Annotated in this window: 19 protein-coding genes; 14 read left to right on the top strand and 5 right to left on the bottom strand. The window is 57.7% G+C overall.

The features are described from left to right. The first annotated feature begins 62 nt into the window (after positions 1-62). Positions 63-329, top strand: a complete 267-nt coding sequence (locus tag FTE24_RS22860; protein ID WP_202111974.1) for a hypothetical protein — start codon at positions 63-65, stop codon at positions 327-329. A 271-nt stretch (positions 330-600) separates the two neighbouring features. On the opposite strand, the gene FTE24_RS22855 is transcribed toward FTE24_RS22860, so the two are convergent. Both FTE24_RS22855 and FTE24_RS22850 read right to left on the bottom strand, forming a co-directional pair. Continuing rightward, a complete protein-coding gene (locus FTE24_RS22855) occupies positions 601-1,947 on the bottom strand; it encodes a hemolysin family protein (RefSeq protein ID WP_150228522.1) in 1,347 nt (448 codons plus the stop codon). A 27-nt stretch (positions 1,948-1,974) separates the two neighbouring features. Next, entirely contained in the window at positions 1,975-2,289 is a 315-nt protein-coding gene (locus FTE24_RS22850) for a hypothetical protein (protein ID WP_150228524.1), read from the bottom strand. A 312-nt stretch (positions 2,290-2,601) separates the two neighbouring features. Here FTE24_RS22850 and FTE24_RS22845 point away from each other — a divergent pair, with 312 nt between their 5' ends. The 11 genes from FTE24_RS22845 to pepF all read left to right on the top strand — a co-directional run bounded on the left by FTE24_RS22845 (position 2,602) and on the right by pepF (position 16,813). Next, on the top strand, positions 2,602-3,516 hold the full coding sequence (locus tag FTE24_RS22845) for an NAD(P)/FAD-dependent oxidoreductase (RefSeq protein WP_150228526.1): 915 nt from the start codon (positions 2,602-2,604) through the stop codon (positions 3,514-3,516). A 118-nt stretch (positions 3,517-3,634) separates the two neighbouring features. Next, the gene (locus FTE24_RS22840; RefSeq protein WP_202111973.1) at positions 3,635-3,985 is read left to right on the top strand and encodes a DUF3243 domain-containing protein; all 351 of its coding nucleotides are present in this window, start codon (positions 3,635-3,637) and stop codon (positions 3,983-3,985) included. A 232-nt stretch (positions 3,986-4,217) separates the two neighbouring features. Continuing rightward, on the top strand, positions 4,218-5,918 hold the full coding sequence (locus tag FTE24_RS22835; protein ID WP_150228528.1) for a molecular chaperone HscC: 1,701 nt from the start codon (positions 4,218-4,220) through the stop codon (positions 5,916-5,918). A gap of 1 nt (position 5,919) precedes the next feature. Next, the gene (locus FTE24_RS22830; RefSeq protein ID WP_150228529.1) at positions 5,920-8,400 is read left to right on the top strand and encodes a J domain-containing protein; all 2,481 of its coding nucleotides are present in this window, start codon (positions 5,920-5,922) and stop codon (positions 8,398-8,400) included. Between the two features lie 19 nt (positions 8,401-8,419). Further along, positions 8,420-9,130 (top strand): DUF1266 domain-containing protein, encoded by a 711-nt coding sequence (locus FTE24_RS22825; protein ID WP_150228531.1) that lies wholly within the window; start codon positions 8,420-8,422, stop codon positions 9,128-9,130. A gap of 86 nt (positions 9,131-9,216) precedes the next feature. Next, positions 9,217-9,819 carry a nitroreductase family protein gene (locus tag FTE24_RS22820; protein ID WP_141449522.1) on the top strand — a complete coding sequence of 201 codons (603 nt, stop codon included), beginning with the start codon at positions 9,217-9,219 and terminating at the stop codon, positions 9,817-9,819. A 309-nt stretch (positions 9,820-10,128) separates the two neighbouring features. After that, positions 10,129-10,695, top strand: coding sequence for a hypothetical protein (locus FTE24_RS22815; protein ID WP_150228533.1), 567 nt, complete (start codon positions 10,129-10,131; stop codon positions 10,693-10,695). 174 nt (positions 10,696-10,869) lie between these two features. After that, positions 10,870-11,028, top strand: a complete 159-nt coding sequence (locus FTE24_RS22810; RefSeq protein ID WP_160441871.1) for a hypothetical protein — start codon at positions 10,870-10,872, stop codon at positions 11,026-11,028. 471 nt (positions 11,029-11,499) lie between these two features. Further along, positions 11,500-12,726, top strand: a complete 1,227-nt coding sequence (locus FTE24_RS22805; protein ID WP_150228534.1) for an MFS transporter — start codon at positions 11,500-11,502, stop codon at positions 12,724-12,726. Positions 12,727-12,908: 182 nt separating this feature from the next. Continuing rightward, positions 12,909-14,822 (top strand): cellulase family glycosylhydrolase, encoded by a 1,914-nt coding sequence (locus FTE24_RS23530; RefSeq protein ID WP_150228536.1) that lies wholly within the window; start codon positions 12,909-12,911, stop codon positions 14,820-14,822. Positions 14,823-14,995: 173 nt separating this feature from the next. Next, entirely contained in the window at positions 14,996-16,813 is a 1,818-nt protein-coding gene (pepF, locus tag FTE24_RS22795; RefSeq protein ID WP_150228538.1) for an oligoendopeptidase F, read from the top strand. 169 nt (positions 16,814-16,982) lie between these two features. On the opposite strand, the gene FTE24_RS22790 is transcribed toward pepF, so the two are convergent. The 3 genes from FTE24_RS22790 to FTE24_RS22780 form a co-directional block, all read right to left on the bottom strand. Next, complete coding sequence (locus tag FTE24_RS22790; RefSeq protein ID WP_150228540.1) at positions 16,983-17,609, bottom strand: nitroreductase family protein; 627 nt, start codon at positions 17,607-17,609, stop codon at positions 16,983-16,985. Positions 17,610-18,228: 619 nt separating this feature from the next. Beyond that, positions 18,229-18,819, bottom strand: a complete 591-nt coding sequence (locus FTE24_RS22785) for a YjgB family protein (protein WP_150228542.1) — start codon at positions 18,817-18,819, stop codon at positions 18,229-18,231. A 145-nt stretch (positions 18,820-18,964) separates the two neighbouring features. Continuing rightward, a complete protein-coding gene (locus FTE24_RS22780) occupies positions 18,965-21,271 on the bottom strand; it encodes a helix-turn-helix domain-containing protein (protein ID WP_150228544.1) in 2,307 nt (768 codons plus the stop codon). 547 nt (positions 21,272-21,818) lie between these two features. Between FTE24_RS22780 and FTE24_RS22775 the strand changes: the two genes are divergently transcribed. Continuing rightward, the gene (locus FTE24_RS22775) at positions 21,819-22,772 is read left to right on the top strand and encodes an ABC transporter permease (protein WP_150230597.1); all 954 of its coding nucleotides are present in this window, start codon (positions 21,819-21,821) and stop codon (positions 22,770-22,772) included. A gap of 29 nt (positions 22,773-22,801) precedes the next feature. Beyond that, entirely contained in the window at positions 22,802-23,707 is a 906-nt protein-coding gene (locus tag FTE24_RS22770) for a carbohydrate ABC transporter permease (RefSeq protein ID WP_150228546.1), read from the top strand. The last annotated feature ends 48 nt before the right edge of the window (positions 23,708-23,755 follow it).

Raw genomic sequence — 23,755 nt, 5'->3', positions numbered from 1 at the left:
TGAGAGCTTTCACTTGCGGGTAAAGGGGAGAAGAAGCCGATAACAGGAGGTGTCACGTAATCATGGACAAGAAGCAGCATGAGATCAAAGACAACGAAGAAGTGGAATCGCAGCAGCAGAGTCAGCAGGATGACAACCGTCAAGGCAGCCACGATCATGCCGAGCAGTATCCGACGGGCAACGAAAGCCTGTTTGACATGCACGAGAGCGAGATGAACGTCGACTCGCTTCCGATGGAAGATATCGCCATGGAACAGCAGGAAGAGAAAAACAAAGACGCGACCAAGACCCGTTCTTCGAGCGACGATAAATATAAAAGCGGTTTCTAAACAACAGGAACGAGCGCGGCACGGCGAGCGGGTGCGTCGTATCCGATCCTTGATTCTGAGCGGCGCATTTGAAGCCTGATCCTGTGCAAAAAGGTATGCGAAAAAGCCTTTCCGGCAGGCCGGAAAGGCTTTTTGTCGCGTTTGTTTTCAAGCTTTTGTTTTCAAGCGTTTTTTTGAAACTTTTGTTTTGGGACGTTTCTTGCGGTGCGTCTCTTATTGGAAAACGTCTTGCAGCGCATTCCTTTTAAAAAACGTCTCGCCCCGCGAAGGGTTACACCTGTTCGTCCAGCGCGCTGCGTTCGATATTTTCGTCCGGCACGACGGGATGGCGCACGATATCCAGCTTGCGGTAGCGGCGCGGGCCGCGGCGCAGCACGGTGAATTCCAGATTCTCGTGCTGCCATTTCTGGCCGACCGTCAGATCCGGGCGCTGGCCGTACAGCCAGCCGCCGATCGTGTTCAGCTCCTCGTCGTCGAGGTCGGTCATCAGAATCTCGTTGATACGGTGAATGAACACTTTGCCGTCCACGATCAGGTGATCGTCCGAAGCCTGGACCAGTTCCGCTTCTTCGGCCGCGTCGAATTCGTCGCGAATATCGCCGACGATCTCTTCCAGAATATCTTCGATCGTGACCATGCCGGACGTCCCGCCGTATTCGTCGACGAGAATGGCCAGATGCGTGTTTTCTTTTTGCATCTTTTTGAGCAGGTCTTTGACCGCCATGCTTTCGGACACGGACATGACCGGCTGGACGAGCGACGACACGTCGATATCCGGATTTTCTTCAAGCGCGAGAAAATACTTTTTGGTGTTGATCATGCCGACGATATGGTCTTTGCTTGCATCGGCGACCGGAAAGCGCGTGTATTGTTCCTGCAAAATGATCCGGCGGTTCTCTTCGCGCGACTTGTCCAGATACAGGCAGGCCATATCGGTACGCGGCACCATAATCTCGGTCGCGAGCATTTCGTCGAAAGCGAAAATGCGGCTCACATACCCGTATTCGCTTTGGTTGATTTTGCCGCCTTCGTAGCTCTCGTTCAGAATCAGGCGCAGTTCTTCTTCAGAAAAAGCTTCGCCGTGCTCGCTGGCGGGCTGCATGCCGATCCAGCGGCCGATCTGGTTGGCGGAGCCGTTAAGCAGCCAGATGAACGGGTACATGATCTTGTAGAACATCAACAGCGAACCCGAGACGGCGAGCGTGACCGCTTCCGATTTTTGAATCGCGACCGTCTTCGGGAACAGTTCGCCGACGACGACATGCAAATACGTAATGATCGCAAAAGCGAGCACGTACGACGACAGCGAAGCGACCGCTTCCGGTATGGCCGGCACGGCTTCGAATACCGGATGCAGCAGCAGTTCCATCGTCGGTTCGCCGAGCGAGCCGAGTCCGAGGGCGGTAATCGTAATGCCGAGCTGGCAGGCGGACAGCGAGCCGTCGAGATTCGTAATGACCTTTTTGGCGTTGACCGCCCGTTTGTTGCCTTCCATGATCAGCTGGTCGATGCGGCTGCTTCTGACCCGGATAATGGCAAATTCGGTAATGACAAAGTAAGCGGTGGCGGCGATCAGCAGCGCGACCATCAGCAAATTAACGGCTATCGTAACTCCCATGGTGAATTGGGTCTCTCCCTTCGTAATTCAAGCGCTTTTTCGGAAAATGGGATAAAAAAGCGCTTGGCCCACGTAATTCGAGAGAAACTTCAGCGGCCTCAGCAGCAGGCGCTTCAGTCGGAGCAGCACGCTCCAACCGACCAGCAGCGAGGCCGCGTGCAGCGGGAAGAAAGGGTCGTACGGCGGCGACGGATCGTATTCCACCGGCGTTCCGCCCGGCACCCAGAGCATGGAAGGCAGACCGGAAGGCAGCGGTCCCACGCCGGTATCGGCACTATTGAGATTGTCCAGCGCTTCGTCGAGATCGATCGGATTTTCGTCTTTCAAAACGGAAGGGGACAAGCAGAACACAACGGTCAACAGTACAATAAAAAGAAATTTGCCCCCGCTGTTCACCCGGACGTGCGGGCGACGGGGCCATCGTATTCGGTTAGGGAAGGGAATCGGCCCCTTTCTGCGGTAAAATGTCCGGAATTGCCGAGACCGGTTTCGGCTTGCGCGAAAACCGGCATAACTAAACAAATTGTAGAGATCCCGATCGTCTCTGTCAAATGCGCGTTTAAAAAAAGCCGTTTGGTTTATATATTTTTGAAACCGACTGTACAAAAGCAAGCGAGGTCCGAAAAAGGGCCGACAACAGAGAGGAGCCTGTTCATGCTGTACGATTGCATCATCATCGGAGGAGGAATAGCGGGCACCCAGGCCGCGATCCAGCTGGGCCGCTACAGTACGCACCGCATTCTCGTCATCGACGCCGGCCACGGCCGTTCGTCGATCTGCCATACGTATCACAACATCATCGGTTGGCCCGAAGGGGTGACCGGCGAACATCTGCGCAAAGTCGGCCAGGAGCAGGCCGAATCGCTCGGCGCGGAATATATTCAGGACACGGTCATGGAAGCGGCGCGGGACGGCGAACGTTTCGTCGTGACGACCGGCACCGGCAAACGGTTTTCCGCCCATACGATTCTGCTGGCGACAGGCATGCTGGACCGGTACCCGGACATCCCCGGCCTGCAGCACGCGCTCGGCTACAGTGTCTACATTTGTCCGGACTGCGACGGTTACGAGATCATCGACCGCAAAACGGTGCTGATCGGTTCGGGCGAGCATGCTTCCGGCATGGCCGTACTGCTGGCCGAACGCACACCCCATTTGACGTACGTCAATCACGATCGGGAGCCGATCGAGGAGCGGCTGCTGCAGCATCTGCAAAAGATCGGCGTCGACTACGAAGAACAGCGCGTGACCGAAGTGCGGGCGGACGAGCATCGCGAGCTGGAAGCGATCGTGCTCGAAGACGGCCGCGTGCTCGAAGCGGAACGGGGATTTATCGCGTTCAGCGGCAAGCATGTGCGCACGGAACTCGCCGAGCAGCTTGGCGTCACGCTTGAGAGCAACCGGCACGTCAAGACCGATCCGCGCACCAAAATGACGGATGTGGAAGGCGTCTGGGCCGCCGGCGATATCGGTCTGCATTCCGAACTTTCGACCATCGCGATGGGAGAAGGGACGCAGGCGGCTATCTGGATTCACAAGAAATTGCGCAAAATTCATAAAAGCGAATAAAGACGGGTTCATATTTCTTGAATGGGTTAATAATAATGCAGCAGGTGCAATAGGCTTTGAAGAAATTCATGATTCGCTTCAAGTATTCCAGACCCCACAACTGAGAGGAGCCAGAAAAATGAGTGAAATCGAAGATCAGAAGCACGCGGTAACGAAAGACGGAGAGGTACACACCGATAAGATCGAGCAAACGATCGATCGTATCGGAGATGACAAAAAAGACAAAATTTTACAAGATTTTGACGAATTCAAACAGTATCTGCACAAACGTATCAAGATCGGCGAAAGCATCGGTCTTGGCGAAGAACAGCTTGCCAAAGTCGCCGAGAAGGTAGCCGATTATCTGGCCGCCAACGAAGCGCCGCGCAACAGCGAAGAAAAGCTGCTTCAGGAACTGTGGAAAGTCGGCGACAAAGAAGAACGCCACAAGTTGGCCCACCTTCTCGTGCGTCTGGCCCAATCGTCCTGATCGCGTCTTAAATAGAAGCAACGCACAACCGCAACGGCGTTAACGCGACGTCTGCCGGTCGGTCAGAACAAAAATCGGATTTGTACCCGCACGCAGCTTAATTCTCGCACCAGAGCCGTCTACCGATTTTGGGGGAACCTTCCGGAAAGCTAAGGAGGTTCCCTTTTTGCGTCTAACATAGAAAAATGGGATACAATGGAGAAAATAAAAGCCGGAGAGCGAGGTGAACGTTTTGCCGATTATCGGAATTGATTTGGGAACGACGAACAGCTTGGCCTCTTTTCGAACGGAGGAAGGCAGCACGCTTATTCCGAACGCGCTGGGTAATGTGCTGACACCGTCCGTCGTCGGCGTGGACGACAACGGGCAGATTCTGGTCGGGGAAATCGCGAGGGAACGTCTCGTTACCCATCCGGAGCGAACCGCCGCGATTTTCAAGCGATACATAGGAACAGATCGGCGGTACAAGCTGGGCGAGCACGAATTTTCGCCGGAAGACCTGTCGGCTTTTATTCTGCGTTCGCTGAAGCAGGACGCGGAAGCCTTTTTGGGCGAGCCGATCGAAGAAGCGGTCATCAGCGTACCCGCCTATTTTAACGATATTCAGCGCCGGGCGACGAAGCGGGCGGGAGAACTTGCCGGCCTGCGCGTCGAGCGGCTGATCAACGAGCCGACGGCGGCTGCCGTCGCCTACGGGCTGCATCTGGAGCAGGAAGAAAGCCAGTTTCTCGTCTTCGACCTCGGCGGAGGCACGTTCGACGTGTCGATCCTCGACATGTTCGAAGGCGTCATGGAAGTGAAATCGGTCGCCGGGGACGCTTTTCTCGGGGGCGAAGATTTTACGGACATGCTGATCGACCGTTTTCTCGAACATGTCCAACTGGACAAAGACCGTCTCGACAAACGCACGATGGCGGCGCTGCGCAAGCAGGCCGAGCAGGGCAAGCGCCTGCTGACGATGCAGCAGGACGCGAAGCTTGCCTGCACCGTCGACGGCGAAGCCTACGAATGGACGATCGACCGCAATTTGTTCGACCATCTGTCGAAGCCGCTGCTGAACCGCCTGCGCCACCCGGTGGAACGGGCGCTCAAAGACGCTTCGCTCAGCCCGCGCGAACTGAACGAGATCGTGCTGGTCGGCGGAGCGACGCGCATGCCCTTGATTTATTCGTTCGCCGCGCGCCTGTTCGGGCGCCTGCCGGCGGCCCGTATCCATCCCGACGAGACCGTCGCGATCGGGGCGGGCATCGTGGCCGCGATGAAAGAGCGCCGCGAAGAATTAAAAGAAGTCGTCTTGACCGACGTCTGCCCGTATACGCTCGGCACGATGGTCACGGTCAAAAACGGCGACGGCGGCTACGACAGCGGACATTTTTTCCCGATTATCGAACGCCATACGGTCATCCCGGCGAGCCGGGTCGAACGTTTCTATACGGTCACGGACGAACAGAAAACGATCCGGATCGAAATTTTCCAGGGCGAGAACCGCCTGACGCGCAACAACATCAAGCTCGGTCAGCTGGAAATTCCCGTACCGGGCGGCCGGGCGGGCGAACAGGCCGTCGATATCCGCTTCACCTATGATATCAACGGCATTCTGGAAGTGGAAGTGACGACGCTGTCCACGAGCGAGACGCATCGGCTGCTTATTCGCGAAGACGCGAGCGGCATGTCGATGGAAGAAGTCGAGACGCGGTTCCTGCAGCTGGAAGCGATCAAGATCCATCCGCGCGACAAATCCGAGAACCGGCTGCTGCTGGCCCGGGGAGACCGGATCTACGAAGAAGCGCTCGGCAGCGTGCGTACCCGGATCGCCGGCGCGCTCCGACGGTTCGAGACGGTGCTGACGCGGCAGGACGAACGGGAAATTCGCAAGGAAGCGGGCATGCTCAAAGAACTGCTGGAACTGGCGGAGAAGCAGCCGGAGGAATGATATGAACATTTGGGCGACGCTTGGAATCGAACCGACGACCGAAATCAAACGGATCAAACGGGCGTATGCCCGCAAATTGAAAGAATGCCATCCCGAAGAAAATCCGGACGGGTTCCAGCAGCTGCGCCAGTCTTACGAGGCCGCTCTGGACGAAGCGAAGCTGCTGGCCGAACCCGATGCCAAGCCCGATCTGAGCGAACGCGAACGGGAACGGCTGCGCAGCCCCGAACAGTCGGCGGCGCAGCCCGGACCGGAATCGCCGGTCACGCTGTTCATGCTGCGCTGCCAGAGCACGTACGCGGACATCGCCAAGCGGATCGAACCGGACATCTGGCAGGAACTGCTCGACGACGAGCTGTTCTGGCCGATCGAGACGCGCGAACGGATCGGGCAGGAACTGTTCGGCTTTTTGCTGGGTCATCCGTTCCTGCCCAAACAAGTGCTGCATCTGCTCGACGGGCATTTCGAATGGACGCTGAGCGAACGCCGGCTGCAGGATCAGTACGGCCAGACCGAAGTCTCGCTGCTGCTGGAGCGATTCAACACGTTCTGGGAACTGCGCTACGATCGTCTGGAGACGGACGAACCGTACGATTACGACGCTTTTCTGCGCTTTCGCGAACAGGCGCATTACGCGCTGGTGCTGAACGATCTGGAATTGGCGGAGAAAGCGCTCAAAGGCGCGGCGCAGCTGAACAACCGGGAGCCGGACTGCCTGCGCCTGATCGCGCTGTTCTACCTGCGGCAGGACCAGGCGGAATCGGCGCTGCAGGTGCTCGATCAATGGTTGAAGGAAGAACCGGACGAACCCGAAGTCCGGCTCATGCGCGGCGATGCGAGGCTGCGCCGGCAGGAATGGGCCGAAGCGCTGGCCGAATACGAAGCGCTGCTGGCACTGCTGCCCGGCAGCATCCATGCGCTGAGCGGAATCGCGGCCTGCCGCGAAGCGCTCGGACAGTCGTGGGCAGCCAAAAAAGCGTACGAAGAACTGTGTGCGCGCTATCCGGAAGACCTGGACGCCCAGATCCGGCTGCTGATGCTCAACGACAAGCTGGCCGGGGAAATGAAGACGGAAGACGGGGCCGAACTGCGCGGCCTGCATACGCTTGCCGAACTGTATCTCGATACCGGCAGGGAGCGGGAATGCGCCGAGCTGCTGCTTGAGACGGAACGCACCCAAGACCTCGGGGCGGACCTGAATTTCCTGCTCGGCAAAGCGCTCGGCAAGCTGGAGCGCTACCCCGAAAGCGAAGAACGATTGAACCGCGCCGTACACTCCACGGAAGACCAGCCGCTCAAGCAGGCGGACATCCTCAAGCTGCGCGGGCTGATCCGTATTGCGCTCGAACGGTTCGACGATGCCCGCTCGGATCTCAAGCGGGTACTCACGCTCAAGCCGTCCGATCCCGAAGCGCTGTACCGCTTCGGCGAGTCGCTGCGCATGCAGGGCCAGTACGAGGAAGCGCTGCAGCTGCTCAACCACGCGCTTGAACTGTCCGCCCAGTGGTATTACCATTCCGCCCGCGGCGACTGCTTCTATTCGCTGAAACGATACCCGGAAGCGCTGCTCGACTATTTGCGGGTCATCCAGTACGACCGGACGCTGACCGAAGCCTGGTTCCGCGCCGGTTACTGTTTCCTGCGGATCGGCGATTACGCCCATGCGCTCGAATACCTCGGCGAAGCCAAAGGCCGCGGATTCCCCGAAGCGATCGACCTGCTGATCGCCGAAGTGCATTTCCGGGCAGGCGATTTCGTTCGTGCTGCCTCGATCGTCGAACGGTATAACGACGAACGGCCGAACGATTATTACGGCCGGGTAATCGAAGGCGACCTGTATCGGGCCGAAGGCAAAAGCGAAGAAGCGTTGGAGCGGTATCTCGGGGCGGCCCGGATCGCACCGAGCGAATATTTGCCGATCCGGCTCGTGTCGGAGATGCTGCTGCGCCTGGACAGACCGGGCGATACGGAGAAAAGCCTGAAGCTGCTCGCGGAGCATTATCCGAAGCGCGGCTGGGCTTACCTTCAGTTGATTCGCCTGCTGGCCTTGCAGGAACGGTGGGAAGAAGCGGAGTCGGCGATCGTCCGCTATACCGACCGCGTCGACGCAAACGAGCAAGAACCGCTCGTTTTGCTGTACGGCGGATATATTCTGTTCCGGCTTGCGCAATACGAACAGGCGGCGGAATTTTTCGAAGCGGCCTGCAAAGTCGGGCTGCGGCGGGAAGCGGAAGAGTACCTGATTCGCTGCTGCGCGGCGCTCGGCCGTTACGAACAGGCGGAAGCGCTGATCGCCGAAGCGCTGGCCGCCGATCCCGACCGTCCGGAGCTGGCCGAGATCGGCCGGGTGCTGGAACGCCGCTCGGCGCGCAAATGGAAGCTGCTGCGCCGCTCAAGAGACCTCGAGCTGCCGGCTCCGACGAAGCCTCCCGTGCTGCCCGAGACATCGGGCGAACCGCTGCCGGACATTCACGGTTTTTGAAGAAAGGAAGTGGACAAGCATGGGAACGCTGCGCATACGGGAAAACGACGAACAGACCATGCGTGCGTTTGCGATGGGAGCCGTTCTGTTCCAGATGAACGGCCTGCTCGAACAGACCGGCTTCGCCTGGCCGGCAGCGCGCAAGGACGAACTGCGCAAACTGCTGGCGCATACGTGGTCCGTCAACGACGAAGAAACGCTGGAACGGCATTTGAACTGGCTGTGGGAAGAAGGCGGGCAGGCGTCCTACTCCAAAACGGAATCTTTTCTGGGCGCTCTGTCGTTTCGCGATCGGGAGAACTATTTCGAGCGCCTGAACGGCAACGCCGCTCTGTATAACCACGCCCGCCTGGTGCAGATGTACGCCGGCAGGCTTCCCCGCGCGGGTATCGCCGCCTGGGATCTGGGCCAATACGTCTTTATCTGCCGGACCGCCCATTCGGCCGGATGGCTTGAAGCGGAACGCGCGCTGGAACTGGCCGCTGCGGCCTCGCGCCGCGCGCAGGCTCTGTACGGCGATTGGACGCAATACGCGATCGCGTATTTGGCCGGCCGCCAGATCTGGACCAACCAGCCTTCGGCCGAAGCGGCCAAGCCTTATATCGACTGCGTGTCGAAGCTGCTGACGAATTCGCGCAGCCTGTGGCGGCGGCTGCCGTGGGACCTGCCGCTCGGCGAGCAAGCCGACGTGATGCGCAATCCGCTTGACGCCGCCGGAGCCTTGGAGTAAAACTTGACGCTTTCCTCGAACTATTATATATTATATTACGAAAAGTTATTAAAATATTTCGTGATTCGACGAGGAGGAGCTTTAACTTGGCAAAAGAATTTTTCGAGGCTTTGGAATCCAGACGCTCCATCTACGCGATCGGCAAAGACGTAACCGTCAGCGACCAGAAGATTCAGGAAATTGTAGAGGAAGCGGTCAAATATACGCCGACTTCGTTCAATTCCCAGACTTCCCGCGCGGTCGTCCTGTTCGGCGAACAGCATGACCGACTATGGGACATCACGCTCGGCGAATTGAAAAAGGTAGCCGTATCCGACGAAGCTTTCGCGGGCACGACCGACAAAATCAATTCGTTCAAAAACGGCTACGGCACGATCTTGTTCTTCGAAGACCAGGACATTGTGAAGAACCTGCAAAACCAGTTCGCGCTGTACGCGGACAACTTCCCGATCTGGTCCGACCAGTCGTCGGGCATGCTGCAGCTCGTCATCTGGACAGCGCTGAGCAACGAAGGCATCGGCGCGACGCTTCAGCATTACAACCCGCTGATCGACGCCGGCGTTCAGGAAGCCTGGAACCTGCCTGCGAGCTGGCTGCTGCGGGCGCAAATGCCTTTCGGCAATCCGCTGGCTCCGGCCGGCGAGAAGACGTTCCAGCCTGTCGAAGAGCGCGTGAAAGTGTTCAAATAAACCGACAGACATGCACAGGGCGATCGCCCTGTGCATGCCCGAAGCGAAACGGCTCTGCCGTTTCGCTTTTTTTGTGTCCGAAATTCGTTGGACAACTGCAAAAAGGAACGTTTTTCGCTGCATCCCCTTTCAAAGAAGTCGATTTTGTAAGAACTTCTTTATCGAATCGACACTCTTTGTTTATCACCAGGTCCTATAATGAACATATAAAGTAAATTTCCGAAAAAAGTTTGTGCAAGCTAGCTTTAGGGTAATAAGACTTACCGACAAGTTGCACAACAAGGGACCTCTGAAAGGGGAGAACAACTAATGAAAAAAACAACACTCGGCATGATCGGTACAGGTATCTTGGCCTTTATGATCGGATTCGGATACTTCCCGACTTCCAATGTCATTACTCCCGCTTCCGCCGCTCCGGCGCAGCAAACGACTGACACCAGCAGCGAAACCTCGAAGGAACAAACATATACGATTTTTATCAACTCGGTTGAGAAAGACGCAAACGGCGTCACCCAACTCGAGACCGACCGCATCGGCTGGTACACCGGCGAAGCGGCGGACAAGCTTTTCCTGCAGGAAAACCCGGATGCCGCTGAAGAAATCGGAGGCGCACCGGACGGTTACTACATCGCCAACAACGATCTGACCGAAGAGAAACTGCCGGTTGCCGCGGACGCCGAAGTGCTGATGCAGATCTACGATCACACCGGCAACTACGAAGACGTGGAGATCAACTGGAACGAATCGATCGGTCTGGACAAGTTCGATTCCCAGTACAACAACCCGCTCGGACTGCTTGACCTCAGCGGGTTCCCTTACCACGTCACCGTCAAAGACGGCGTTATCGTGAAGATCGTACAGCAGTACATTCCTTAAATCGAAGACAGCATATACTCCCGACTCCGGACAGGCTCGCGCCTGCCGGAGTTTTTTGCTGTTTTCCGAAGAAAACGTTCCCAAAAAGAAAAAATTTGATTTACTTCTTATGAAAATGCTTATATATTCAAAACAATAAGTATTTAGACCTTTACCAGGCTGGAGGATGGGACGATGTCACCAAAAATGAAAATCGCGGGCTGTGCGGCATTGATCGTATTGTTCGAAGCGGCAGGAGTACGTTCGTTTTTGTACCCGGATTATGTTCAGGGATTTTTGTATGCCGGAGCGGGGATCATGCTCGCGTCTTCGGTCGTACGCCGCAAAGTGTAGCCGTACAGCGCTTCGACCCGTTCGGAGCCGAAGGCAGGGCATGTTATGAGGGAAGAAGCGCTGTTACGAACCCGGCGGGGGCGGAGAGCGCTTTTTTTGCGTGTTTTGCGGCTTCCGAAGCAGGGGGAACATCGGCTTTGGCACGGGAAAAAAGAGCAGGTTCACGACGCTTGAGAGCTTACGGCAGGTTTGGCGTAATTTTTCTTTACATGCAGCTTCGGACAGGATAGACTATGAGGCAGACTCGAAAGAGATCCCGGCGCGCGCGGCGGGGAGAACGGGAGGACCGTTTTGCTGTTTTTTGAGCCGATTTTCACAAACTTCTGCGGTAGGGAAGTCGGAAAAGCGGCTTGACGGTGCAGCAGACGGTGCCCGCGATTCTCTTCGTCGCTAGTCCTGCGGCCGGCGCGTTCCTTCGGAACGACGCTGCTGCTGGGCCGCGCCCAACAAGAGGAAATGGGGAGAAAAAGAATGGGAAATGTTAAAACACTCAGCAAGCCGAAACGGAGAAGTCTGCTCGTAAGCGTGGGGATGAGCTGGTTGTTCGATGCGATGGACGTGGCGTTGATCTCGTTCGTCGCCGCCGCGCTTGCGCTCGAATGGTCGCTCGGCCCGCAGCAGTTGGGCGTGCTGACCGCGATCAACTCGGTCGGGATGGCGATAGGCGCCGCCTGTGCCGGCATTCTCGCGGACCGTTTCGGAAGAAAGTCGGTCCTGCTCTGGACGCTGTTGATTTTCTCGCTGGCGAGCGGATTGTCCGCCGTCGCGACCGGCTTCGTCATGCTGTGTATTCTGCGGTTTATTTCCGGGTTCGGCCTGGGCGGGGAACTGCCGGTCGCCTCGACGCTCGTATCGGAATCGGTTCCGGCGAACGAACGCGGACGGACCGTCGTCCTGCTGGAAAGTTTCTGGGCAGGAGGCTGGATTCTCGCCGCGCTGATCGCCTACTTCATCATTCCGAATTTTGAATCCGGATGGCGTATCGCTTTCGCGCTTGGCGCGCTGCCGGCTCTGTATGCGCTCTACCTGCGCCGCAAAATCGAAGATTCGCCAAGATTTCTCGCGCAAAAAAACAAGGTCGAGAAAATCAGCCTCAAACGTCGCTTCGCCCAGGTATGGGCGCCGGGATATCGCAAAACGTCGCTTATGCTCTGGATTTTGTGGTTCACGGTCGTCTTTTCCTACTACGGCATGTTTTTGTGGCTTCCGCAGGTCATGGTGTACAAAGACTACAGCCTGACCAAAAGTTTCGAGTACGTGCTGATCATGACGCTCGCGCAGCTGCCGGGCTACTTCACCGCCGCTTACTTTATCGAGAAGTTCGGCCGCAAATTCGTGCTGGTCGTCTACCTTGTACTGACGGCGGCGAGCGCGATCTGGTTCGGCATGGCCGATACGACCGCGACGCTGCTGGCGGCAGGCATCTGCCTTTCCTTTTTCAATCTCGGCGCGTGGGGCGGCCTGTACGCGTACACGCCCGAACATTATCCGACGAGCATTCGCACGACGGGAGCGGGACTTGCCGCTTCGTTCGGCCGGATCGGCGGCATTATCGCTCCGTTCCTCGTCGGCTGGCTGATCTCGCAGGGCGTCGAGATTTCCGTGATCTTCGGCATGTTCTGCGGAATGATCCTGATCGGCGCGGCCGCCGTAGCTTTTCTGGGCAAAGAAACCAAAGGCACGGAATTGGCGGAATAAGGCACACTTACAGGCTCGGCTTCCTTACGGAAACCGGGCCTTTTTGCTGTCTTTTTTTCATTTTGCGTTCTTTTGCCTCAAGTATCTTTTCCATTTATAAGGTAATTTAAAAGAGAAGGCCAACCAGCCCTACAAAATTTCAGCAAATCACTACATCCAAGAACAGCAATGGAGGGAAAAAGATGCCAAATCGCTCGTTTCGAAAAGGTTTGTGCCTGATGCTCGCCTGTCTGCTGGTCGCGGTAATCGCTGCCTGCGCCGGTGCGGGAGCTCCGGTCTCCGCCAAGGAATCGCAAAATCGGCCGCAAAAGCCCAAAGCGGAAACTTCCAACTCTCGCAAGCCCGCGCCCGTCGGCAAAACCGTGTCGGCTGCGGCGGCTTCTTTTGTCGGTACCCATGGCCAACTCGCGGTGCGCAGCGGCAAATTGACCGACGCCGCCGGCAGGTCCGTGCAGTTGAAAGGGATGAGTTCGCACGGCATTCAATGGTACGGCGATTACGTGAACGAATCCAGCATGAAATGGCTGCGCGACGACTGGGGATTGAACGTGTTCCGCGTCGCCATGTATACGGACTCGGGCGGGTACATCTCGAATCCGGCGCTGAAAAACAAAGTGAAAGAAGCGGTCGATGCCGCGGTCAAACTCGGTGTGTACGTGATCATCGATTGGCATATTTTGGCCGACGGCGATCCGAACCAATACAAGACGCAGTCCAAAGCTTTTTTCAAAGAAATGGCGCAGGCGTACGGCAACACGCCGAACGTGATCTACGAGATCGCGAACGAACCGAACGGGAACGTCAACTGGAAGACCCATATCAAGCCTTACGCCGAAGAAGTGGTCCGGGTCATCCGGGCGGAAGACCCGGACAATCCGATCATCGTCGGGACCGGCACGTGGAGCCAGGATATTCAGGACGCGGCGGCTTCGCCGCTTGCCGACGCGAATGTGCTGTACGCGGTGCATTTCTACGCAGGCACGCACGGAGCGTGGCTGCGCGACCGGATCGACGCGGCCATGAATAAGGGTCTGGCCGTGTTCGTCAGCGAATGGGGTACGAGCGACGCTTCGGGCAGCGGCGGACCTTATCTGACGGCGGCCAAGGAATGGACCGACTTCATGGCGGATCGGGGCATCGGCTGGGCCAACTGGTCGCTGGCGGACAAGCAGGAAGCTTCGGCCGCCCTCGCTCCGGGCGCGAGCGTTACCGGAGGCTGGACGCAGGCGCAGCTCAGCGCATCGGGCAAATTCGTCCGCGAAGAGATGCGCCGGGGAGCGTCTGTCGGGACGGGCGGAACGGCTCCGGCCGTTCAAGTGCCGGGGCCGGTCACCGGACTGCGGGCTTCGGCCGGCAGCAACCGGGTATCGTTGACGTGGACAGCCGTATCGGGCGCGGACACGTACCTCGTCAAGCGCGCCGAAGGCGGCGGCAGTTACGCGATCTTGCAAAAAGGGATCGCCGGCACGTCGTACGCCGATCCGGCCGCCGTCAACGGCAAAACGTACCGTTACAAAGTCGGCGCCGTCAACGCCAAAGGCGCGGGAGCCGATTCGGCGGAAGTATCCGCCAAGCCGGCCGCATCGGGCGGCAGTCCGTCCGTGCCGCCGCCGGTTACGCCGACGCCGCCTGCGGGCGGCGGAACGAAATCTCTGGTGCTGCTGCAGCGCAGCCTGGACGATAACCCGTCGGACAACGCGCTGCGTCCCGTATTCAATATCCGCAACGCCGGCTCGGCGGCCGTGCCGCTGAAAAATGTCAAAGTTCGTTACTATTATACGAACGAAGGCACAGGCGCGCAGCAGTATTTCTGCGACTGGGCACAGTTCGGCGCTTCGAACGTCAAAGCCGTCTTCGGCAAAACGCCGGGTGCTCCGGCGGGCGCTACCGATTACGTGGAACTCGGCTTTGTGTCCGGCACCCTTGCGGCCAAAGGCGAGACCGGGGAAATTCAGTCGCGTATTCATCGAAGCGACTGGGGCGCCTATAACGAACAGAACGATTATTCGTACAAAGCGGGATCTGCCGGGTTCGGCGAGTGGGACCGGACCGTCGTGTACGTGAACGGCAAAGCGGTCTACGGCATCGAGCCGTAAAGCGCACTCGGTCCAAAACTGACCGAACGTGGCATTTTGCAACGATCGGGCGTCCGCGTTAAAATAAACAGGCGGACTCCCGAACGGGAGCGATACCGGATTGGCGCGAGCGTCGGCGGAGCATGGTTATCCGCCGACGCTCGCGCCTTATTTTAGGCAGAGGAGTGAGCGTCATGAGTCATCAAGTATGGATGCGTTCGGAGGTTCCGGAGGAATCGACGTGGAATTTGGAGCATTTGTTTCTGAGCGAGGACGATTGGAACGAGGAACTTGAGCGGACCGCGCGCAGCGCGGAAGACGTCACCCGGTTCCGCGGACGACTCGGCGAAGGCGCCGCGGTGCTGCTGGAGTGCCTGACGGCGCACGAGACCGTTATGGAAAGAGCCCACAAAGTCGGGGCTTACGCGCATCTGCGCCAGACCGAAGACGGCACCGACGCGGACAATCAGGCCCGCTCGGCCAAGTCCGGCGATACGCTGACGAAGCTGTCGTCCGAATTCACGTTTATCGATTCCGAGCTGCTGGCACTCGAAGACGGCACGATCGAGCGCTATTTGGCGGAAGAACCCGGACTTGCCGATTTCGAACGCCGGCTGAAGCTGCTGCTGGCGCAAAAGCCGCACCGTCTGTCGCCCGAGACGGAGAAAGTGCTGGCTTCGCTGTCCGAAGTGCACGGCGCGCCGTACCGGACTTATCTGCGCGGCAAGCTTGCCGATATGACGTTTGCGGGCGTCGAGGTGGACGGCACGCGGTATCCGGTCTCTTTTGCCTCGTACGAAACCGATTACGAAATGCACCTGAATACCGAGCTGCGCCGCAGTTCGTTCGCTTCGTTCAGCCGCGGGCTGCACGCGTACCGCAATACGTTCGCGGAAGCGTACGCCGCCGAAGTGAAGCGTCAGGTGATCATGTCCCGTCTGCGGAACTACGACTCGGTCACGCAGATGCTGCTTGAACCGCAGCAGGTCACGGAAGAGATGTACGAAGCGATTCTCGATACGATCCAGACGGAGCTTGCGCCGCATATGCGCAAATACGCCGAGCTCAAGAAAAAGGTGCTCGGGCTGGATACGATGTATTATTGCGACCTTAAAGCGCCGCTCGACCCGGACTACAGTCCGTCGATCACGTACGAAGAAGCGTGCAAAACGGTACAGGACGCGCTGGGCGTACTCGGCGGCGAATACGGCGAGATCGTCGAAGCGGCGTTCACGCAGCGCTGGGTCGATCATGCGTCGAATGTCGGCAAATCGACCGGAGCGTTCTGCGCGTCGATCTACGGCTCGCATTCCTACATTCTGATGTCGTGGGCCGACAATATGCGCGGCGCGTTCACGCTGGCGCATGAAGTCGGCCACGCCGGCCATCTCATGCTGGGCGCCCGCTACCAGCGGATGGTCAACTCGCGTCCGTCGCTCTATTTCATCGAAGCGCCGTCGACGATGAACGAGCTGCTGCTCGCGGAGCATCTGCGCGCGCAGTCGGAAGACAAGCGGCTGCGCCGCTGGGTCATCATGCAGCTGCTCAATACGTATTACCATAACTTCGTCACCCACCTGCTGGAAGGCGAACTCCAGCGCCGGGTGTATGCCCGTGCCATGAACGACCAGGCGATCACGGCCAAAGTGCTGAGCGAACTCAAAGGCGACGTGCTGTCTTCGTTCTGGGGAGACACGCTGGAAATGACCGAAGACGCGAAGCTGACGTGGATGAGACAGCCCCATTACTATATGGGCCTGTATCCGTATACGTATTCGGCGGGGCTGACACTGTCCACCGCGATGATGCAGATCATCCGCGAAGAAGGACAGCCGGCGGTCGACCGCTGGCTGGACACGCTCAAAGCCGGCGGTTCGAAAACGCCGCTTGAGCTGGCCCGGATGGCGGGCGTCGACATGTCCGATAGCCGCACGATTCGCAGCGCGGTCGACTACGTCGGCTCGCTCGTGAGCGAATTGTGCGAACTGTTCGACGAAAAATCGGACCTGTAAGCCTGCGCGGCGAGTAAGCCGGGCAGCGGCGCTGAAATAGCGGCGCCCGAATAGCAGCGCAAAAAAAGACCGTTCCGCGGGAATCTTCGATTCCTGGCGGGACGGTCTTTTGGCTCTTGCGGATTCGGCGGCGACCGGATCAGAAGCGGTCAGAAGCGGTCAGAACCGGTCAGAACCGGTCGAAAGTCACGAACTCCGATACCGGCTTGCGGTAGCCGCGCGGGCGGCGTTTCGACGTGTCTTCCTGGCCGATCGCGATCAGCATGACAGGCGTCAGATTGTCCGGAGCGCCGACCGCTTCGCGTACGGCATCGGGATCGAAGCCGATCATCGGGCATGTGTCCCAGCCTTTGTCTTTGGCGATCAGCATGAACATCATGGCGGACAAGCTGGCGTTGCGGATCGCTTCGTCGCGTTGGAAAGTCTCGCCGCGCCGTTCGTAGAAGTCGGTCACGTCGCGGACGGTCGTGTCGAACTCGGCACGATCGATGATGCCGAGCGCCAGAAAGCCTTCGTACATGTCGGCGACATGGGTATGGGCCTGCGTGTCGCCGAATACGGCGATCACGGCCGAAGCGAGCTTGATTTTGTATTGGCCGCCGGAAGCCTGATATATGTTTTCTACGGTCTCTTCATCGGTCACGGCGGCATACCGGGCATGCTGAAGGTTAAAAGCCGAAGGCGCGAGCTTGACTCCTTCGAAGATCTCGGAAAGTTCCTGACGGGAAATCGGCGTATCGGGCATAAATTTGATGGCGGAATGGCGATTTCGGATAAGGGTGGTCAGATCCTGCATGATAGGCACCTGCGTTTCTATAAATTTGGATAACGACGGCAAAGTTGGAAAAGAGGTCGGCTGCTTGTGTATTTATAATAATAGCTATGTAAAAGTAAGTCAGCTCTCTTTTATCGGCTGCCGCCGCTTCAACGTATGCCGCTTCGAACGGGCATGGGACAGACAAGTCTAACGAATCCGCATCACGCTATTTGTCGGCCAAGTCCGCTTTTTGCTTTGTTAACGAATCGTCATCACGCTATAAGCTCCGAATCGGCCCAAATACGCCGAATTGCGGCCGATAAGGATAGGACGATTCGTTGGATGTGCAAAAAGGCGGAATACCGGCAAATAGCGGGATAAGGATTCGTTACCGGGCGGGCATGACAGGAAGGGCAGGAAGGGCAGGAAGGGCAGGAAGGGCAGGAAGGGCGGGCGCCATAAGCAAAGCGAGCGCAGCAGGTACGCCTGCTACGGCCGGCGAACCAAAAGACGCACCTTCCAAGCTGCGCCCGGACTTCCGGATCCGCCGCACTCAACACAAAAAGGCCGCCCTCAAAAGGGCGGCCTTTTCACGCGTCTATCGGTACCGTTACCGGCTCCGAGCCGGACGTTCCCGATTCGCCGGAATTCCCATCGATCATCCTTTGAGCAGGTTGATATGCGACAGCTCCAGCGAATTGTTGAAAATGAATTCGATCTTGTATTCGCCGCGTTTGTAAGTCAGCTTGGTCTGGATCGAAGTGCCGTTTTTGATCGTGGCGGTCGAAGTCGGCGCGTACCAGGATTTTTTGACCATGGCCATCGTCATGCCGCCGATATTCGTTTGGCGTTCGACGTTGGTGCCGAAATACCGGATTTCTTTGAGCACGCCGGACGCCGTGTAAGACATGGCGTAGCCGGGATTGCCCATAGTGGCGGTGTAGCTGTCGAAGCCGGCGACGGAAGTGCGGGTCACGTCGGGCGAACCGAAAGCGTCGATGACTTCGCTGCGCGTCGTTTTGCCGACAGCGAAGCCGGATGCGTTGCCCGGGAATTCGCCCCGGAGCGCCGGCTTGTAGAATGAAGCCAGCTTCTGCAGCGCCATGGCGCTGTCCGAAGCGGTCGGCGCCTGCTCCGCCGAAGCGGCAGGCAGCGGGAGCTGCGCGGCAGCTCCCGCGGAGCCGATCGCCACAACGCTTGCGGCGGATAACGCGATCAGCGTCTTGCGTGCTCGGGTCGTGATGTTCATGGAAATCTCCTCCTTGCGGAACCTTGAAACGTTCCAGCGCTTCGAGCCGCGTTGGAGCGGCCAGGATGATGGTCTTCTTCCCCCATCTTACCCGATTCGAAGGGGAGGAAACAAGCGAAGCCCCGAAGAGGCGGCTTCTTCCAGCCTACGCTTTTTCTTTTAGGCTGCCGTCCGCGTCGGAGAACAGCTTGCGGTATTGACCTGGCGTATGGCCGGTTTCTTTTTTGAATTTGCGAATAAAATTGGGCGCGTCCTGGTAGCCGATCCGCTGAATGATTTCCTTGAGCGGCTCGTCGGTCGTCGTCAGTTCGACGATCGCGGCGGCCATGCGCTTTTGCCAAATGTACTGGACGAAGTTGGTGCCGACTTTGTCCTTGAACGAACGGCTGAAGTACGACATGGAGATCGAATAATTGTGCGAGATCGTCTCCAGGCTCAGCGAATGGTCGGCGTAATGCTCGTCGATATAGGCGACGATCGTATCCATCAGCGTATGGGTCTCGCATTCTTCTTTTTCCTCGACCTGTTCGCACAGCTTGTCCACGAGCTTCAGGAAGCCTTGTTCCAGCTCGTCCGGCGAAGAGAACGCTTCGATCGACGGAATGCTGCCGGACAAATTGTCCACGCCGGCTTCGTCGGCGGTCTTGAGAATGGTATTGAGGATATCGAAGCCGATGCAGCGCATGTATTTGGCGGACAATCCCGGCGCGCGCAGCGTCTGGGCCGCTTCGGCGACCGAACGGGCGGCGACGTCGGCGCTGCCCTGCTTGAGGCTCTGCGCCAGTTTGAGCAGAACCGTTTTCGGTACCCAGGACGCTTCGCCGCTCTCCGCGGTCAGATCGCTGAAGTAAGCCAAGCTGCCTTCGGCGGTGCGGGTGCGCGATTCGAACGCGGAACACGCTTCGATAAACGATTGGCTGAGCCGTTCCGGGCCGTCCGCGCAGGTACCGATGCCGATCGACGGATTGAGGCGGCCGATCCCTTGCAGATGATCGTAGACGGCGCTCGCGATCCGGCCGATCTGCGAAGTCTCGTCCGCGTCTTCGATAAGGTCGAAGCCGACGATCAGCGCAATCTGATCCGGCTTCGGCAGCTCGACGCCGTAGAGGCGCGCTCCGAGTTCCGGGTATTCGGCTTCCGACAGCAGGGTGAGCATCAGCTGCCAGTCGCGCGCTTCTTCGGCTGTGCCGCCGGTATGTTCGCGGCCGATCAGCATGGCGAAATAGCGCGAGCGGTCGAATTGGAGGCCGAACGATTCCGGCAGCCCGAGCGAAGGACCCGAATCGTCCCCGTGGCGCAGCAGCATGAGCAGGAAATGGTTGCGCGCATACGGCTCCTGCAGGTCAGCGCGCGCGCTGTAAGCCTGGAGCGCCGAGCGGATACGTTCCAGCTCGCCCATCGGCGTATGAGGCGCCGGATCGGCCCCGGGACCCCGCGAGACGGGCTTTGATTCGGCGAATTCGGACAGTTGGAAAATAGGGCTGTACTGCCGGCGCGCGAGCAGCAGCGCGCCAATGCCCCCGAATACGACGACGATCGAGAACAGGGCCACGATAAACGCCCGGATATGCAGCACGCTGCTGAAGAACTGCGCGCTCGGCATCAGCGTGACGTATTCCCAGCCGTTCAATTCGGATTTGACGGAGACGACCGAATGCGGAACGCCGCCGATCTTCACGCTGTGCGTGCCGGTGGACAGCGAGACGAGCGATTGCAGCGACTGATCGCCGAGCGCTTCATCCTGATTGCTTTTGACCGCGAGAACCCGGCCTTCGGCATCGAAAATGTAAGACGAGCCTTCGTAACCGCCGAGAATCGAATCGATCAGGCCGGTGAGGCTGGATTCCTTGACGAAATACATCAACGTCCCGTGCGGATTCGGGCTGTTCGGCACCATCGGCACGAGGTAGACGAGCGTGGACTGCGCATAACCGGAAGCGCGCTCGACGCGGTCCGCCGGACGCATCGTCGTATACCGGACTTCGTTGAGATCGCGCTCGACCGCGTCGGCTGTCCAGTTCTTGAACCGGTATTTGTCCGCAAACACGTCCAGATCGTACATGCCGACGCTGGAATAGATGCGCGGATCGCCGCGGAAATACAAAAACATCTCGTCCACGATCGGGCTGGCCGCTTTGTAATTGCCGAGCGCGTCGATCGCTTCAAGGCTGTAATAGGCGTCATGGACGCGGTAGCGGCTGAGACTCGGATCGTACGCCGCGCGCGAAGCGATATCGTTCAACTGCTGCAGATGCGTGTCGACGATCGTCTCGGCCTGCGTCAGTTGATTGAGATGGGACTGCTCGATCTGCGCGCGAAGATTGGACGCCGTATTATGGTACAGAACGAAGGTCAGGCAGACGAGCGGAATCAGCAGAACGAACAAATAGGAAGAAATGTATTTCAGAAAAAGTCTGGATTTGAAATAGCTCGGTTTGACTGAGACTTTCATTCCGGTAGGCTCCTTTCGCTATCGCTCGATAAACGTGCAGGGGGTACCCAAAGTGTACGGGGCGGCCGATTGTCAGGCAATATGTGGATTTTGACCACTTTGCAAACGCTTTAATAGTGTATCCACGGCTTGTCGAATGTGTCGTTTTTTACTTTTCGCATTCGGCAAGAGGCCGCAGCAGCCGCATTGTGATGAAAATCGGAAGTGCTTTTCATGAAAAAACCTCAGGATCTGTAATGTATTCTAACACATTTTCCCGAACTTGCGATTGTCAAATTTACAGTCAGGACCAAAACCACATATTTACGCTTCGCTCCCCGTTCTGTAAACTCGCTGTAAACCCGAAACGACGAAAGCCGGAGTCAAGCCAATGGAAATGCTTACAAAAAAGTAGGCGCCTGCGTTTTCCGATCCGGAAGGTCGGTTGCGAAGGCGTTTCGGCGCACGGGAGGGAAGTGAGAGCAATCCGAAAGCCTGTCAGGTAACATGACTCACTAGTAACTTATACCTGATGCGCGAACATACTACCGAGGGAGTGAAGACGATGATGCAAGAAAGCGCAAAAGCGGTGCTCAACCCGCCTGCCCAACGAAAAAGCAAAAAGCTTCTAAAGAAAATCGTGCGCAACTGGCAGCTGTACATCTTCATGGCGCCCGCGCTGCTGACAGTCATTATTTTCAACTACGTGCCGATGTACGGAATCCAGATCGCGTTCAAAAACTATATTCCGGCTCTGGGCATGTCGGCCAGCAAATGGGTAGGCTTCGATCATTTTACCCGCTTCTTCGAATCCTACTATTTCTGGGACCTCATGTGGAACACGTTCAGCATCAGTCTGTACGGGCTGTTGATCGGATTCCCGCTGCCGATTCTGCTGGCGCTGGCCTTCAACGAACTGAAGAACGGCCCGTTCAAAAAAACCGTTCAAACCGTTACATACGCGCCGCATTTCATTTCGATGGTCGTTATGGCCGGCATGATCATCACGTTCCTGACGCCGTCGAGCGGCATGATCGTCAATCTGCTCGAAGCGATCGGGGTTACGCCGCCGAGCTTCCTGACTGATCCGCGCTGGTTCAAGACGATCTACGTCCTGTCCGACGTCTGGCAGGCGACCGGCTGGGGCACGATCATCTACCTCGCCGCGCTGACCGCTGTCGATCCCGGGCTACATGAAGCGGCGATTCTCGACGGAGCGTCGAGGCTGCAGCGTATCCGGCATATCAATTTCCCGGTGATCATCCCGACGATCACGATCCTGCTCATTTTGAACATGGGCGGCCTGCTCGGGGTCGGTTACGAGAAAATCCTGCTGCTGCAAAATCCGCTTAATATGGAAGCTTCCGACGTGATCGCTACTTCCGTATACCGGACCGGCCTGTTGGAAGCCCAGTACAGTTATTCGACCGCGGTCGGTTTGTTCAACTCGATCGTCAACGCGATTCTGCTGATCGTCGTCAACCAGGTCGTGCGGCGGACGAGCGAGAACAGCTTGTGGTAACAGCCAGGAACGAACAGGAGGGATGAAGCATGATCAGCTCGATCAAGGAAACGAAACAGGACAAAATTTTTCTCGCCTTCGTGTATTTGCTGCTGACGGCAGCGCTTATCGTCGTCGCTTACCCGCTGATCTACATTCTTAGCGCTTCGATCAGCAATCCGACCATCGTGGCCGCCGGAGAAATGTGGCTGCTGCCGAAAGACATCACGTTCGAAGGGTACCGGCGGGTATTCCAGGACCCCAGCATCTGGAACGGCTACCTGAACACGATCATCTACACCGTCGTCGGGACGCTGGTCAATCTGCTCGTGACGCTGCCGGCCGCCTATGCGCTCAGCCGCAGGGATTTCGTGGGCCGCAATCTGTTCATGATTCTGTTTATCGTCACGATGTTTTTCGGCGGCGGCCTCGTTCCGACTTATCTGGTCGTGCGCAATCTCGGCCTCGTCGACAGCATGTGGGCGTTGATTCTGCCGGGTGCGACTTCCGTCTGGAATCTGATCGTCTGCCGCACGTTTTTCCAGTCCTCGATCCCGAGGGAACTGCAGGAAGCGGCGGAAATCGACGGATGCAGCAATTTCCGCCTCTATTTCCGGATCGTTCTGCCGCTGTCGACCGCGCTCATCGCCGTCATGGCTCTCTTTTTCGGCGTCGGGCACTGGAACAATTACTTCTCCGCGATGATCTACCTCAACCAGCAGGAAAAATATCCGCTGCAGCTGGTGCTGCGCCAGATTCTCGTCCTGCAGCAGATGTCGGCGCAGGCCGGCACGATCGACGCCACGATGGCCACTTCGCTCAACAACAAAGCCGAAGTCGCCGCGCTCGTCAAATACGCTGTCATCATCGTCGCGACGCTGCCGATCATTGCCGTCTATCCGTTCCTGCAGCGCTATTTTGTGCAAGGTGTCATGATCGGTTCCGTCAAGGGCTGATCTTGCCATAGAGTACGGGACACCGTACAGTAGGGCCATTCAGAGAAA

Origin of the sequence: Saccharibacillus sp. WB 17, assembly GCF_008634075.2 — a bacterium.
GTDB lineage: Bacteria > Bacillota > Bacilli > Paenibacillales > Paenibacillaceae > Saccharibacillus > Saccharibacillus brassicae.
This window is presented reverse-complemented; position numbering and strand designations above follow the sequence as displayed.

Coding starts and splice junctions, on each gene's coding strand:
- FTE24_RS22860 (WP_202111974.1), top strand. CDS start 63: ATGGACAAGAAGCAGCATGAGATCAAAGACAACGAAGAAGTGGAATCG.
- FTE24_RS22855 (WP_150228522.1), bottom strand. CDS start 1,947: ATGGGAGTTACGATAGCCGTTAATTTGCTGATGGTCGCGCTGCTGATC.
- FTE24_RS22845 (WP_150228526.1), top strand. CDS start 2,602: ATGCTGTACGATTGCATCATCATCGGAGGAGGAATAGCGGGCACCCAG.
- FTE24_RS22840 (WP_202111973.1), top strand. CDS start 3,635: ATGAGTGAAATCGAAGATCAGAAGCACGCGGTAACGAAAGACGGAGAG.
- FTE24_RS22830 (WP_150228529.1), top strand. CDS start 5,920: ATGAACATTTGGGCGACGCTTGGAATCGAACCGACGACCGAAATCAAA.
- FTE24_RS22825 (WP_150228531.1), top strand. CDS start 8,420: ATGGGAACGCTGCGCATACGGGAAAACGACGAACAGACCATGCGTGCG.
- FTE24_RS22815 (WP_150228533.1), top strand. CDS start 10,129: ATGAAAAAAACAACACTCGGCATGATCGGTACAGGTATCTTGGCCTTT.
- FTE24_RS22810 (WP_160441871.1), top strand. CDS start 10,870: ATGTCACCAAAAATGAAAATCGCGGGCTGTGCGGCATTGATCGTATTG.
- FTE24_RS22805 (WP_150228534.1), top strand. CDS start 11,500: ATGGGAAATGTTAAAACACTCAGCAAGCCGAAACGGAGAAGTCTGCTC.
- FTE24_RS23530 (WP_150228536.1), top strand. CDS start 12,909: ATGCCAAATCGCTCGTTTCGAAAAGGTTTGTGCCTGATGCTCGCCTGT.
- pepF (WP_150228538.1), top strand. CDS start 14,996: ATGAGTCATCAAGTATGGATGCGTTCGGAGGTTCCGGAGGAATCGACG.
- FTE24_RS22790 (WP_150228540.1), bottom strand. CDS start 17,609: ATGCAGGATCTGACCACCCTTATCCGAAATCGCCATTCCGCCATCAAA.
- FTE24_RS22785 (WP_150228542.1), bottom strand. CDS start 18,819: ATGAACATCACGACCCGAGCACGCAAGACGCTGATCGCGTTATCCGCC.
- FTE24_RS22780 (WP_150228544.1), bottom strand. CDS start 21,271: ATGAAAGTCTCAGTCAAACCGAGCTATTTCAAATCCAGACTTTTTCTG.
- FTE24_RS22775 (WP_150230597.1), top strand. CDS start 21,819: ATGCAAGAAAGCGCAAAAGCGGTGCTCAACCCGCCTGCCCAACGAAAA.
- FTE24_RS22770 (WP_150228546.1), top strand. CDS start 22,802: ATGATCAGCTCGATCAAGGAAACGAAACAGGACAAAATTTTTCTCGCC.